The sequence below is a fragment of the Candidatus Chloroploca asiatica genome (assembly GCF_002532075.1).
In the GTDB taxonomy this organism is placed as follows: Bacteria; Chloroflexota; Chloroflexia; order Chloroflexales; family Chloroflexaceae; genus Chloroploca; species Chloroploca asiatica.
In genome coordinates, this window is the sequence record NZ_LYXE01000063.1 from 66,529 (window position 1) to 80,454 (window position 13,926).

Below are 13,926 nucleotides of genomic sequence, written 5' to 3' on the forward strand. Positions count from 1 at the left end.
TTTTTCACCGCCCAACCCCTCGGGCGGCACGTCGGATAGGTCAAGGAGGACTGTGATGCGAGCGTATGGCCCCGAAAGGATTCACAACATCGGCATATTTGGTCACCTCGGCAGCGGCAAGACAACGCTGGCCGAGGCAATGCTACTGACCGCCCACGCTATCCCGCGTATGGGGCGCGTCGAGGACGGGTCGACGGTGAGCGACTACGACCCCGATGAGCACCGCCGCGGGATGTCTGTTTCCCTCTCTGTCCTTCCTCTTGAATGGCACGATGATAAGATTAATCTGATTGATACGCCCGGCTCTGCCGATTTTGTGGCTGATGTGGCAGCGGCGATGCGCATCCTTGATGGTGCAGTGCTTGTGCTGGATGCCTCGGCCGGCGTTGAGGTTGGCACAGAACTCGTCTGGGAAATGGCCGTTCAGCATAAGGTGCCGCGGATCCTCTTTGTCAATAAACTGGATCGCGAGAACGCAAATTTCTATCGCACCGTTGAGCACGCCCGCGAGGTGCTTGATGCGGCGGTGATCCCTATGCAGATCCCGATTGGGTCTGGCAAGGATTTTAAGGGCATTATTTCCCTTCGTCAGCAGCGCGCCTGGCTTGTCTCACCTGACCACGATGGCGGATTCATCGAGAATGATGTCCCTGCCGAACTCAATGAGGTGATGCACGAATGGCGTACGGCGTTGATTGATAAGATTGCCGCCACCAATGACGATCTGATCGAGCGCTATCTGGAGGGCGGCGAAGATGCGCTGACCCGTGATGAGTTGCTGGTCGGTCTGCGGGCTGGCATTTCCGATGGCTCGATTGTCCCCGTCTTCTGTGGCTCGGCCCTCGAAGTTGCCGGAATCCAACAACTGCTCAATGCAATTGTCGACTCGATTCCCTCAGCTGCACGCAAGTCGGTCAGTGCGACCGATCTCAATACCGGTGAGCCGCTTACCCTGCGGGCCGCTGATGATGAGCAGGCCAGTGCGCTGGTTTTCAAGACGGTCTCGGATACCTATGGCAAGGTGAGTCTCTTCCGCGTCTTTTCGGGTGAAGTGCACGCTAATAGTAGCCTGCTGAATAGTCGCACCCGCAAAGAAGAACGGATCAACCACGTCTATAGTGTCTTTGGCAAAGAGCAGCGTGATCTGGAACGTGTCGGCGCAGGTGATATCGGGGTGCTGACCAAGCTCGCCGAAACGATGACCAATGATACGCTCTGTGCCGCCGCGAGCCCGGTACAACTCGATCCGATCAGTTTCCCCGCCCCGGCGTTCATTGCGACCGTCAAACCGCATAGCCGCGCGGATCTCGATAAGCTCGGAACGGCCCTCGGACGGATGATTGAAGAAGACCCGAGCCTTCAGACGTCACGCGATATGCAGACTGGCGAAACGTTGCTCGCTGGCCTCAGTGAGAGCCACCTCCAGTTTGTGGGCGAGCGGATGAAACGCAAGTTCGATGTCAGTATTGACGTTGATTTGCCCCGCATTCCTTACCGCGAAGCAATCCGGGGCAAAGCGGAAGCGCAGTATCGCCACAAGAAGCAGACCGGCGGCGCTGGGCAGTTTGCCGATGTCACCCTCAGGGTTGAACCACTTGAGCCAGATCCTAACCGTGAAGATGGCCTCGAGTTTATTAATGCGGTCGTCGGGGGCGTGATCTCGCGTGGCTTTATGCCCGCCATCGAGAAGGGTATCCGTGAAGCAATGGCCGAAGGCTTGCTCTCGGGGAGCCCGATCAGTGATGTGCGCGTTGAGGTCTTTGATGGCAAAGAGCATCCGGTTGACTCGAAGGAAATTGCGTTTAAGTCAGCCGGCAAAGAGGCCTTCAAGCTCGCCGCGCATAAGGCGGGTGTGGTGATTATGGAGCCGATCTACACGATGGAGATTGTGGTTCCTGATCAGTTCGCCGGTGATATTATGAGCGATATGAGTACGCGCCGCGGGCGGGTGATGGGCATGTTGCCAACCGGTACCGGCAAGACGGCGATTTCGGCGCAGGCACCGCTGGCCGAGATTCAACGCTATGCGACGGATCTGCGGGCGATGACCCAGGCTCGTGGGCGCTTTGCGATCGCGTTTGCCGCCTATGAAGAAGTGCCGGCCCATCTGGTTGAGACTGTGATTGCGGCCCATAAGAAAGAAGCCGAAGCCAATAACACTCATTAACCCTGGTCTGAACGGGACAAAAAAGCCGGCGACGCCGGCTTTTTTGTCCCGTTCAGATACAAATGAGCGGATAATGGCCCTTACACGTGATGGTTGCTTCGCCACTCTCACGCAGTGAGAAGGGTAAATGTGTGGTTGACGTTGGCGTTTCACTCCTCGCTTTGCTCGTGGTCTTTGGGGCAGCCCTTCTCGGGGGGATCAGTGGGTTTGGGTTCGCCCTAGTCAGTATGCCTTTTTTGCTCGTCCTGGGCTTTCCCCTAGCCCTGCTGGTGCCCCTCAACTTGAGCATTGCGCTGCTCACGCGCATTGCCGTCGCGTATCATCTCCGCGAGCATATTCGCTATCAACGGGTGTTGATCATGGCTGGTGCGAGTGTGCCGGGGATCGGGCTTGGCTTGGTGACCCTGGGGTTAGTTGCTTCATCAACCATCAAACTGGTCACAGGGGTTGTGGTGATCATCGCAACGGCGCTGATCTGGCAAGCTTCACGACGACCACCAGCACGCCTTGTGCCGGGCGCACCAGCCCTTGCCGGGGTGCTCGGGGGGTTCCTCGGCGCTACGACGTCATTGAATGGCATCCCGGCCGTGCTGCTGCTCGCCCGCGAACAGACAGCACCACGTCGCTTTCAGGGCGAACTGGCGCTTTTTTTTGTGCTGACGAATACGGCAACCCTGTTCCTTTTGGCGACGCAGGGGAGGTTGCCAGGCGTAAGTGTGCTGCCGCTGGGTCTGCTGTGGCTCAGTGTCGCCCTGGTCGCCAACCACCTGGGCACACAACTGGGCGGCAAACTACCAGCCGCGCGGTTCCGCTATCTCGCGATGAGCCTCGCGTTCCTTGCCGGGGTCATGACGATCTTGACAGCATGATCGCTGCGCTCAGTATGACAATCCGGTAAGGGTTCACACTTGTCCTGGGAGCGAGGGCGTCTCGCCCTCGGAATGCCTTCGAGGGCGAGACGCCCTCGCTCCCAGGCTTTGTCTTACCCCAAATGTGAACACGTACACAATCCGGTACCTTCAGCCGAAATTGGTCTTATGGCAAAGCCTCGACCCCCAGATCATCAAAACAGGCCTTGGAATTCGCCCAAGTGCGAAAACCCATGCCGCCACTCATATAGGGATTTTGATCCGTGACTCGTAAGATCTCCTCGCCATCAATAGAAACAGCAAAAGTATCCCCAACCACTTCAAGCTCAATCTGGCGGTCTGCACCACGCCAGAGATAGTCTGGTGGTGCTTGGACTCGTTTAATTGGTGAAGCTTCAGTGCCATTCGTCCATTTGCGAATAATGAATTCCCCCTTCGCATACCCCGGATCGTACTGAAACGAGTAACCATTAAGTTGCCCGACAAATCTAGCACTACCTGAAGTACCTGGCACGTCAAAATTGCTTGCACGGAAAAAGACCCCGTAGCCATCCCCCGAAACGAGCATACTCTGATCAACTTTGATGCGGTAATTGTCGGCTTCGACTGGACGATAGATCGACCCGGCACCAGGGCCTCCGCAGAGTTTGCCACCTTCTACGTTCCAGTTGCCATATTTTGTCGGCCACGCATTGAGATTATCAAAGGAATCACGAAAGAGCAGATTGCTGAGCTCTTCGCACTGCTCATCGGCACCCAGACCATTGGCAATCTGGCACATAACGGTGCGAAGGTTCACGCCGATCATGCTCAACCCGAGGATCGCGGTGAGTGAAACCAGGGCAAGCAGAGCTCCAATTTCCACGAGCGATTGCCCTGAACGGCGATGGAGAGGCTGCTGATGCATAGGAATGCTCCAATTAGTAGTTCGTAACAAAAGTTTTCTGCTCTCGGTATTGGCTTCGACAAGCTCAGCCAACGGCGGACAATGGGCGTTGCGAACGGACGGAGGCTGAGCCTATCGAAGCTCCCGCTTGGTATCAAAAAACTTACGTTACAGACTACTCAATCGAGCGGCTGGATCAAAACATTGTTAAAGCAGGTCTGGGTGGAACCTGTCGGGGTAGGCGAATGAAAGCCGATGCCCCCTGTCGCATATGTTGCGTCCTTCACTTGCATAACCTCTGTGCCATCAATCATGACACGAAAGGTATCGCCGCTGACAGTAAGCTCAACGTTGTTGCTAGCACCGTAACCTTTCGGGATCGGCACCGTTCTCAGATCAGGCGTAACCATATTGCCGCCCGTCCATTTCACGATCGCAAGCGATGCTGGTGTAGTAGTCTGGCCAATTGTCTTAGATGGAGTGTAACGCAGCGAATAACCATTGAGCGAACCGACGCCGTTTGACTTACCTGAGCCGGTATCTGTAGCGCGAAAAAAGACATTGTGACCACTACCAGCGCTTGCTCCGGCACCCTGACTCTTGGTGTCGATCGTTTGCTTAAAGGAGATCGTGTAATCGTTAGCCCCCACTGACTGAAAGCGTTGATCACTTTTGGCGTCTCGGCCCTGGCAAAAATCCTCCATCTTGATGGGTCCACCCGACGCCGGTGGTGCGGCGGGTGGTTCGGCTGATGCAATGATCGGCGCACAGTTCGCACCGGCATCCAGGCCCGTGGCAATCCGGCACAAGACGGCATTGAGATTGACCCCCACCAGGTTCAAGCCCACCAGGGCGGTGATGGAGACAAGCGCCAGGAGGAGACTGATTTCGACGATTGACTGTCCTGCTCTTTTGTCCTGAGTTGTTGTATGCATCGTTGGTCTCCCTTGACCAAAGCTAACGCACAGGTTGAGTCGTTGTTTCGGACTTGACTGTCCCGACATTGATGGTCTGACCATTGCGGACATTGATCGGATACTCAACCGCAACCCCGTCACGGGCGACGACAAGTACCTGGGCACCTGTCGGGACGCCAGCAATCTGGAAGCGACCATCGGGGGCTGTCTGCACAATCAGATCGGTCTTCTGAATAATCACTTCGGCAGGTTGAGGGCGTCCGGCCTGATCAACCACCTGGCCGGCCACCGTGCCACTGCCTGTACCGGCAACCGACGGCACAACATCCATCATCTGCACCAGACGGATGACAAGCAACAACCCGGTGGTGATGCTCAACACAATCAGTGCGATCCGCACGGGCTTTTGCCAGCGTGGCGGCGGCGGTGGTGGGGTGGATCCTGGCACAAGATCCTTGAATGAGTCCTGGAACGTCATAGCTTTGTCTCTTCTTTTCATAGCCTATGGAAGTGCGCTAACACTCAGATTGTCGAAACAGGCTTCGCTACCATACCAGGTACGAAAGCCAACACCACCAGTCGTATATGGCGTTGCACTAGTATCACTTCCCGTTAGCACTTGAACTCCATCAATATAGGCCGTAAAGGTATTGCCTTTCACCTCGAGTTCGATTTGGCGGTTCGTGTTATACCAATCATAATTCGCCGGCACATTAACACGAGCAAAAGGCCCAGCTTCACTTCCATCCGTCCACTTGCGCATCACAAATTGATTCAAACCTTTATCATACTGAAACGTATAGCCATTGACTTTCGTTTTCGTATCAAAATTAGTCGCCCGGAAAAAGACCCCATGGCCAGGCCCATTGACAAGCATCGACTGGTCAACGCGGATCCGATAATCATTGGGTTCAACAGGACGAAAGATCCGCCCACCATCCTTGATGCAGAGCTGCCCATCCTTGAGTTGCCAATTGCCATACTCTTTGTACCAGGCATCGAGGTTATCGAAGGAGTCATGAAAGAGCGGGCCGGCTTCGCAAACGTCGTCACCGCCCAGCGTCGAGGCAACTTGGCAAAAGACGGTCTCGATGTTCTTGCCAAGTATGCTGAGACCAAGGATTGCGGTCAGCGAGACCAGCGCAAGCAGTGCCCCGATTTCAACGAGCGATTGGCCTGATTGTGAAGATGAAAGTCGCATAGCCATATCCTAAGCTCCGGTAACAGAATGCAATCCTAGTTGTGTGCTTATCTTAATTATATCAAACGCCTCGAACGGGGTTATTACCACTCCGCTATGGCGTGATGGGTGGTGGCGCAACCACCACCCATCACGCCAACGCACGCCTCGCCACATCCGCGCCCCAGCGGCGCCGTTCCTCAAGCCTTGGAACCACAGGCGTTCACCTTGCAGAGCATCCTGATATCGAGTAGAATCAAGCCTACATCTGTCAGAATACACGCAGCGCAGCGGTTTCGCCGATCGGGCGGAATCGCTTATTGTTGGCAAGGAGGAGTTGTGTTGATCGATCATGACCTGATTGAGAGTGATCACGCCCACGTCTTGCACCCGCTCTACCATCCCAGTGCGCACCAGGCAATGAAACTCTGGGTACGGGGCCAGGGGGCCATCGTCACAGATATGCACGGGCAAGAATTTATTGACGGGCTCAGTGGCTTGTGGAACGTCAATGTGGGCCACGGGCGTGAGGAATTGGCCCGCGCTGCGTACGAGCAGATGCAGCAACTCGCCTACTATTCGTCGTATGTTGGTAGTTCCAATCTGCCGACGATCAAACTGGGCGAGAAGTTGGCCGAGTTGATGTACCCCTCGATCAACACCTTCTTCTTTACGAGTGGCGGGGCCGAAAGCACCGAGAGTAGCTTCAAGACGGCCCGTTTCTATTGGAAGGCCGTCGGCAAGCCCGACAAGGTCAAGTTCATTTCACGGATCAAGGGCTACCACGGCGTCACAATGGCCGCAATGAGCGCCACCGGGTTACCGGCCTACTGGCCGATGTTCGAGCCGCGTGTCCCCGGGTTTGTTCATATCGACTCGCCCTATCCCTATCGGTTTGTCAATCCAAACCCCGAGGTGAGTGACGGTATCGCTGCGGCGAATCTGCTCGAAGCGGCGCTTCTGCGCGAAGGCCCCGAGACAGTCGCCGGGTTCATTGCCGAGCCGATTCAGGGTGCCGGCGGCGTCATTGTGCCCCAGGACGACTATTTCCAGCGCATCCGTGAGATCTGCGATACGTACGAGGTGCTGCTGATCGCCGATGAGGTGATTACTGGCTTTGGCCGCACGGGGCGCTGGTTTGGCCTAGAAGACTACGGCATCGAGCCGGATATTATCCAGTTTGCCAAAGGCATTACCTCGGGCTATGTCCCCCTCGGCGGCATCGGGGTCAATGATACCATCCGTGATGTGATCGAGACGGTGCCGGGTGAGAAGCGCTGGATGCACGCCTTTACCTATTCGGGCCACCCCACATCATGCGCAGTCGCCCTCGCGAATCTTGACCTGATTGAACGTGAAGGCCTGGTTGCCCGCGCCGCCGAGGTCGGAGCGCATATGAACAACGCCCTCAACGAACTCGGCACGCTCGCAGGTGTCGGCAATGTGCGCGGCAAAGGCATGATGGCCGCCGTTGAACTGGTCGCTGATAAGGCAACCAAAGCCCCCTTCCCGCCAGCCGAGAACGTTGGCGGGCGTGTGCAGAAAGAGATGACGAGCCGCGGGCTCTTTACCCGTGTCGTTGGCGATACGATCTGCATTGCGCCACCACTGGTAACACCCGTTGAAACCATTGATCGCATGGTGACGATTATCGGCGAGTCGATCACCGCTGTCTGCCAGTAGCGACAACAAGAATTTCCCTTGTGTGAGTGAAAACGGCCAGTTTCACTGGCCGTTTTCGCTCACACAAACCACCGTAGTGCCGTTTATTGAGGCGGTAGGCAAGAGGGTGGGGCTGTGAGCCACGGGGCATAGATGATATTGTTGCCTACCGAGTCGCCGCGGCCCAATGGATTGGTTTCTGGCTCATAGGGGCCCGAGGCTTCTCCCCACCAGTTGTTGCGCATGTCAAGCAGAATCTCGCTCGTCGCACCACGACCCAGGCCATACCGCAGATAGACCGGAATAATCGGCGGGAGATGCTCGTCAATCAGGTTGTTTTCGATCCGCAAGGCCATCGGCGGCACCCCATTGGGATTGACCTGAGGCGTCTGGGTACGAAGACCAAAGCCCTGCGCATCGCCAACCAGCGCATTGCAACCGACTGTTCCCTGCAACGGCCCATTCGTAGTGAGTTGCAGATTAGGTGCGCCCCCACGGATCAAATTGCCTTCAACGGTCAGATTCAGGGTCTCAAAGGTGCTGCGGTTGCTGATCCGTACTTGCGGCGCACCCTCGCTTAACCGATTGCCGCCAAAGCGATTATTGGTGAGCGTGATGAAATTGCCACGCCCATACGTCGCCTCCAACGCGGGGCCAAACGGCATATCATTGCCAGTCACTTCGCTATCACGCATCTCGAGGCGTGTATCGTTGAGCAAAATCGCCCCGCCATTATCGGTAAAGCGGGTCGAACGCACGATCAACTCGCTACGCTCACTCGCCAGGAGGGTGCCACCAAGCCCGGCCCCACGCACCTCGGCATGTTCCAGCACGACAAAGCTATTGGGGCGCACAAAAATCCCGTTCCAGCGCTCACCAGTTGCGCTAACGAAACGGACAGGCTGATCAGGCTGCCCAAGGGCAAGCAACCGGCCACCATCCACAAAGATCGCGACTCCAGGAGCAAGCTGCACCTCAACCCCCGGCTCGATGATCAACTCACTACCGGGAGCAATTTGGACATCACGTTCAATGCGGAGTGGGCCCTGATCGCGGGACCAGCGGATATCGCCACTGAGCACATCCGCAGGCGGCGGTGGCGGCACCGTCGGTGGCGGCGGTAGGGTTGGTCGTGGCGCTGGCGTCGCCGTCGGGGGTGGTACCGGATCAACAGGCGGGAGCGGCGGCGTGGTTGGAGCAACGACCGACGGATCATCGGTTGGCGTTGGTTGCGGCAATGCCGTCGGTGGAGGAAGTGCTGTTGGTCGCACCAGGGTTGGTTGAATAGGCTGAGGAACCGCGGTAGGCGGCACCGTCGTCAAGGCCAGCGTTGGCATTGGCGGCGGGGTACCTTCACCAATCGGCCCATCAACCGTAGGCGTAGCCGTTGCCGGGCCTCCAGGCACCGGATCCTCAGTCGGCACCCCTAGCTCGGGTTCAGGGAACGGCGTCGCGGTTGGCGTCGCGGTTGGCGTTGGCGTCGGAACCTGCGCGACCGGACGATCAAAGAAGCTATCGGCAATCCCAGCAATTGATGGAACAATCAGTTCCGCCGGAACACTCGCCACCTCATCATCAGGGCCAAAGAGCCTGACCGTATACTGACGCGTTTCAACTGGCTGGGGCGCATCAGCGGCCCGTGGAATCTGAAACTCGAGGCGATTATTCCGCACCCGTGCGGTGGCCAACTCAGTATCAAACCAGGAAAAAGGAAAGTCATCTTCAAACATCTCGGCGCGAACAACGGTACCATCAGGCAAACCGATACTTGCGCCAGCAATCGTCACGGTCAAGGGATCGGCCCGCGCAACCGAAGCACTCTGCACGAGCAACGTCACCGGAATGGGCGTCGGCTCGACAATAATAAGCTCGGGTTCGTCAGCCGTCGGCAACAGGAGCAATAGTCCAAAGAGCCCAAGCAGCATCAAGAGGGGGGCCAGAATCAAGAGCAGCCTGGATGTAAGCGGCAAACGAGCGAAGCGCTCACGCCAACCCTCTGGTTCTTCGTCGGGCGCAATCGAAGGATACTCGTCACCGTCAGCATCAAAAGCGAGGGAAGGGTAACCATCCGCCTCAAAATCCGGCTGATCCTGAGCAACCAGCGCGTCAAAATCAAGCGTATCCTCAAGCGTAGTACTCGCATCAAGGGTCGTAGGATCGATAGCTTCAACTGATGGTCTACGCAAGCGGAGGACAACAAAAACGACGGCAACCACTACAAGAATGATTACAACAAAGGCAAGGCTAAGGAGAAGCGGCTGTCCGCTGAGCGCGCTTTGCATCGGTGTCCAACGTCCCTTCATCAACATGACCGCGTTAAAGCGGATCATTGTCATGATAGGACAATGGGCACCGTTCTGCAAGTATCAGCTGGGGAACAGAAATTACAACACAGCGACAAAGCCAGGGGTCACGAAGCTTTGGCGAGCAGACTCTGCTGTTCGTGGCGCAACCGTTCGGCGACGGCAACAACCGTTGCCAGGGCGGTCACATCACCAGCCTGGATAGCCCGCAGAGCCGTTTCGAGATAGGTTGCCATGGCCCCCATCGTTGCAGCGTTCGCGGCGATGCGCGCATCGAGAAGCGCCGCGTGAACCGCAAGTGAGACATGACATGCCACAAGTTCGAGGAGATTAAGGTGGGTCGGACTAAAGAGGCGACTCTGCGAAGTTGTCACCGTCAGCACACCAACGACGTAACTTCCCCAGAGCAACGGAACCGCCATCGCACAACGGGTCGGCGTATTGGTTTGCTGCATAGGCAGACTGAGCCAGCGGCGGTCAGTATCAGTCTCATCAATAATGATCGGCAAACAATCGCGGAGCACCATAGCAACAAGACCCTGCTCGCTCACCTGAACCGCACGTTCGGTTGTCGTCAGGGTACCATCACTCAGCACCAGGATCGGTTCATCGCCCGTTTCATCAGGTAACAACAAGAGGGAAGCACGTTCGCCACTGACCATGACAGGGATCTGGGCAACAATAAGGCTTGCCAACTCAAGAGGAGTTGCCGCCCCACGCACGACCTGACGGCCAAAATCGAGCAAACGATCAAGCGTATCACTATACGCCCGAGCTTCAAGCGCGTGCGATGCGATCTGGCTTTGCAATGAATGGTGTTCAAGCGCAGCGCCAATCATCTTGCCAAGCGTGGCAAGTAAGGCGCGATCATCCTCATCAAACGGATGTGAACGATAGACTTCAATCGCACCAACAACCTGTCTTCCGATCTGAATCGAACCACATATTTTGTTGTTATCGTTGCAATGGAGGGGAGCCAAGCCAGCGGGGATATGGATCACAACTTCTTCCGCATACATCCAATCGCATGCGAGATCGTGGAGTCTGGGCAGAGGATCAAGATCACGGGCTGCGGCGAGGAAAAGCCCATAGCCTTCAAGGGCTTGTTGCAGACGGATCGTACGACTCTTGCGCTTTGACATAGGCCTGGTGGTAGGAACCGTATGCACATATACCTCACTGAGGCTTCATTGCCATAACAAAACGTAGAAGATATGCGTCAAGTGATTTATAACGATAATTGTACCGCAAAATGCCTTGTTGTTTTATGACAAATTTGTAATCCATAAAAAAGCGTGAAGGTGCGTATGTAGAAACGGCCAGCTAAGCTGGCCGTTTCTACATACGCACCCTCACGGGTCACGCACCCATCGGTTCCGTCGAGCGTGTCGTCTCGATCGTGAGCACGTCGCCGCGATGGAAGACGAGTTGCCCATGTTCAAGGTCAACCTCAATCGCGTCACCTTCCTTGAAGATGCCACGCAGCAACTCACGCGAGATGGGAGTCTCAACGAGGCGCTGAATCGTCCGGCGCAACGGACGAGCACCATAGACCGGATTAAAGCCCTCGACGACCAGAAATTCCTTGGCAGCGTTGGTAAGACTCAAAGCAATCTTCTGTTCGCGGAGACGCTCAACGAGTTCGGCAATCTGGAGATCAACGATACAGGTCAGATCCTCCATCGTCAACGGATGGAAGAGGATCGTGTCATCAATACGATTGAGGAACTCGGGCCGGAAGGTCTGGCGCATCGCATCAAAAACCTTCTTGCGGGCCTCGTTCAGATCAACTGTTTTCGACGACCGACTTCCCGCCGAAAAACCGATGCTACCACCCTGCAGATGCTCGGTGCCAGCGTTGCTCGTCATGATAATGACGGTATTGCGGAAGTCAACCGTACGCCCCTGCCCATCGGTAAGGCGGCCATCATCAAGCACCTGGAGCAAAGCATTGAAGACATCGGGGTGCGCCTTCTCAATCTCATCAAAGAGCACCACCTGATACGGACGCCGCCTGATGCTCTCGGTCAACTGCCCACCCTCATCATAGCCAACATAACCAGGAGGGGCTCCGATCAACCGACTGACCGTATGGCGCTCTTGGAACTCACTCATATCAACCCGAGTCAGCGCATCATCGCTATCAAACAGAAACTCAGCGAGCGCCTTGGCGAGCTCAGTCTTGCCGACACCAGTTGGGCCGACAAAGATAAAACTACCGATCGGGCGACGATGATCACGCAAGCCACTGCGGGCACGACGGATCGCATCAGAGAGCGCAACAATTGCTTCGTGCTGACCAATCACACGCTCGTGGAGGCGTTCCTCCATATGGACAAGCTTTTCGCGTTCGGTTTCGAGCATCCGACTGACGGGCACCCCTGTCCAACTCGAAACAATCTGCGCAACATCCTCATCATCAACAACTTCATCAAGGTTCGCCGACTTGAGCCAGGCGTCGCGCTCTTGATCAAACTCATTCTGCAAGGCGAGGAATTGCGCACGCAGCAACGCAGCCTTTTCATACTCACGCCGTGCGCCAGACTCCTCCTCTTCCTGTTGCAAGCGGTGCAACTCAGCTTCTTTCTCCTTCAGCGGAGTAGGCATCGCAAAGATATCAATGCGCAACTTGGCACTAGCTTCATCAATCAAATCAATCGCCTTATCGGGCAAAAAGCGATCATTGATATAGCGACTAGAGAGATGAACAGCCGCATTGAGCGCATCATCGCTAATCGTCAACTGATGATGATCTTCATAGCGCTTGCGCAAACCACGCAGCATCAACAAGGTCGTTTCGAGATCCGGTTCTTCAACAAAAACGGGACTGAAGCGGCGCTCGAGGGCGGCTTCTTTTTCGATATGCTTGCGATACTCATCAATCGTCGTCGCCCCGACCACCTGGATCTCACCGCGGCTCAGGGCTGGCTTGAGCATATTGCTGGCATCAATGCTACCGGCGGCGGCACCAGCACCAACGACGGTATGCAATTCATCAATAAAGAGCAGCACTTTGCCTTGCGCACTCCGCACCTCTTCCATCACCGCCTTGAGACGCTCTTCGAACTCACCACGGAACTTCGAGCCAGCTACCATCCCGGCGAGATCAAGCGCGAGGAGCTTGCGATCGCGCAGGGTTGGCGGAACATCACCACTGACAAGGCGTTGCGCCAGACCTTCGGCAATAGCCGTCTTGCCAACCCCGGTTTCGCCGACCAGGACAGGATTATTCTTGGTGCGCCGCGAAAGAATGCGGATCACGCGGATAATCTCTGACTCACGGCCAATGACCGGATCGAGTTTACCTTCGCGCGCCATCTGGGTAAGATCCGTACTGTACTTCTCCAGCACCTCATAGCGACTCTCGGCGGTAGGATCATCGGAACGCTGGGAACCTCGGATCTCCATCAGCGCCTGATAGATCCGTTCCTGATCGATATTAAAACTATTCAGAATCCGCGCCGACGCACCTTCACGTTCACCACTGAGCGCAATCAGCAAATGATCAATGCCGACATACTTATCACCAAGGCGAGCGGCCTCTTCTTCGGCACGCTTCACCAAGCGCTGGGTTCGCGGGGTAACATAGACGCGATTATCAAAACCATATTGACCATAAACCTTGGGGGATTTCTCAAGTTCACGCTCAACACGCTGTGAAATGACCTCAGGCTCAACCTGCAAACGCACCATAGTACGTTGAGCAAGGCCATCCTTCTGGCGCAACATCGCCAAAAAAACGTGTTCGACATCTAGCTGAGTATGGTGCTGCTCTTGCATGATTTCCTGAGCAGTCTGAAATGCATCTTGCGCCTTTTCGGTGAAGCGCTCTAATCGCATAGGATTTTCCTCATCTATCTTCTTTTATGAACGGACATTTCTATTGTAGCACAGAGGCTCTTGGATTGGAGGGTTGGGGAGTGGGGTTCTTATAAATCTCTA

Annotated in this window: 10 protein-coding genes; 3 read left to right on the top strand and 7 right to left on the bottom strand. The window is 55.8% G+C overall.

Annotation, left to right across the window (positions count from 1 at the left end):
• Positions 1-55: 55 nt before the first annotated feature.
• The gene (gene fusA / locus A9Q02_RS06070; RefSeq protein ID WP_097651457.1) at positions 56-2,167 is read left to right on the top strand and encodes an elongation factor G; all 2,112 of its coding nucleotides are present in this window, start codon (positions 56-58) and stop codon (positions 2,165-2,167) included.
• A 131-nt stretch (positions 2,168-2,298) separates the two neighbouring features.
• On the top strand, positions 2,299-3,036 hold the full coding sequence (locus A9Q02_RS06075; protein WP_172450709.1) for a sulfite exporter TauE/SafE family protein: 738 nt from the start codon (positions 2,299-2,301) through the stop codon (positions 3,034-3,036).
• 166 nt (positions 3,037-3,202) lie between these two features.
• Here A9Q02_RS06075 and A9Q02_RS06080 read toward each other — a convergent pair whose 3' ends face one another.
• From A9Q02_RS06080 to A9Q02_RS06095, 4 genes are all read right to left on the bottom strand, one after another.
• The gene (locus A9Q02_RS06080) at positions 3,203-3,943 is read right to left on the bottom strand and encodes a 3-keto-alpha-glucoside-1,2-lyase-like domain-containing protein (protein WP_097651459.1); all 741 of its coding nucleotides are present in this window, start codon (positions 3,941-3,943) and stop codon (positions 3,203-3,205) included.
• A gap of 158 nt (positions 3,944-4,101) precedes the next feature.
• Entirely contained in the window at positions 4,102-4,857 is a 756-nt protein-coding gene (locus tag A9Q02_RS06085) for a hypothetical protein (protein ID WP_097651460.1), read from the bottom strand.
• Positions 4,858-4,879: 22 nt separating this feature from the next.
• Positions 4,880-5,317: a carboxypeptidase-like regulatory domain-containing protein gene (locus A9Q02_RS06090; RefSeq protein WP_097651461.1), complete on the bottom strand. Its 438-nt coding sequence runs from the start codon at positions 5,315-5,317 to the stop codon at positions 4,880-4,882.
• A 24-nt stretch (positions 5,318-5,341) separates the two neighbouring features.
• Positions 5,342-6,040, bottom strand: a complete 699-nt coding sequence (locus A9Q02_RS06095; protein WP_172450712.1) for a 3-keto-alpha-glucoside-1,2-lyase-like domain-containing protein — start codon at positions 6,038-6,040, stop codon at positions 5,342-5,344.
• A gap of 318 nt (positions 6,041-6,358) precedes the next feature.
• Between A9Q02_RS06095 and A9Q02_RS06100 the strand changes: the two genes are divergently transcribed.
• Positions 6,359-7,702 (top strand): aminotransferase family protein, encoded by a 1,344-nt coding sequence (locus A9Q02_RS06100; protein WP_245860405.1) that lies wholly within the window; start codon positions 6,359-6,361, stop codon positions 7,700-7,702.
• A gap of 83 nt (positions 7,703-7,785) precedes the next feature.
• Here A9Q02_RS06100 and A9Q02_RS06105 read toward each other — a convergent pair whose 3' ends face one another.
• From A9Q02_RS06105 to A9Q02_RS06115, 3 genes are all read right to left on the bottom strand, one after another.
• Complete coding sequence (locus A9Q02_RS06105; RefSeq protein ID WP_141508745.1) at positions 7,786-10,017, bottom strand: right-handed parallel beta-helix repeat-containing protein; 2,232 nt, start codon at positions 10,015-10,017, stop codon at positions 7,786-7,788.
• A gap of 74 nt (positions 10,018-10,091) precedes the next feature.
• Positions 10,092-11,126, bottom strand: a complete 1,035-nt coding sequence (locus A9Q02_RS06110; RefSeq protein WP_097651464.1) for a GAF domain-containing protein — start codon at positions 11,124-11,126, stop codon at positions 10,092-10,094.
• Positions 11,127-11,343: 217 nt separating this feature from the next.
• Positions 11,344-13,824, bottom strand: coding sequence for an ATP-dependent Clp protease ATP-binding subunit (locus tag A9Q02_RS06115; protein WP_097651465.1), 2,481 nt, complete (start codon positions 13,822-13,824; stop codon positions 11,344-11,346).
• Positions 13,825-13,926: the final 102 nt, after the last annotated feature.

Coding starts and splice junctions, on each gene's coding strand:
- A9Q02_RS06110 (WP_097651464.1), bottom strand. CDS start 11,126: ATGTCAAAGCGCAAGAGTCGTACGATCCGTCTGCAACAAGCCCTTGAA.
- A9Q02_RS06080 (WP_097651459.1), bottom strand. CDS start 3,943: ATGCATCAGCAGCCTCTCCATCGCCGTTCAGGGCAATCGCTCGTGGAA.
- fusA (WP_097651457.1), top strand. CDS start 56: ATGCGAGCGTATGGCCCCGAAAGGATTCACAACATCGGCATATTTGGT.
- A9Q02_RS06115 (WP_097651465.1), bottom strand. CDS start 13,824: ATGCGATTAGAGCGCTTCACCGAAAAGGCGCAAGATGCATTTCAGACT.
- A9Q02_RS06095 (WP_172450712.1), bottom strand. CDS start 6,040: ATGCGACTTTCATCTTCACAATCAGGCCAATCGCTCGTTGAAATCGGG.
- A9Q02_RS06105 (WP_141508745.1), bottom strand. CDS start 10,017: ATGACAATGATCCGCTTTAACGCGGTCATGTTGATGAAGGGACGTTGG.
- A9Q02_RS06090 (WP_097651461.1), bottom strand. CDS start 5,317: ATGACGTTCCAGGACTCATTCAAGGATCTTGTGCCAGGATCCACCCCA.
- A9Q02_RS06085 (WP_097651460.1), bottom strand. CDS start 4,857: ATGCATACAACAACTCAGGACAAAAGAGCAGGACAGTCAATCGTCGAA.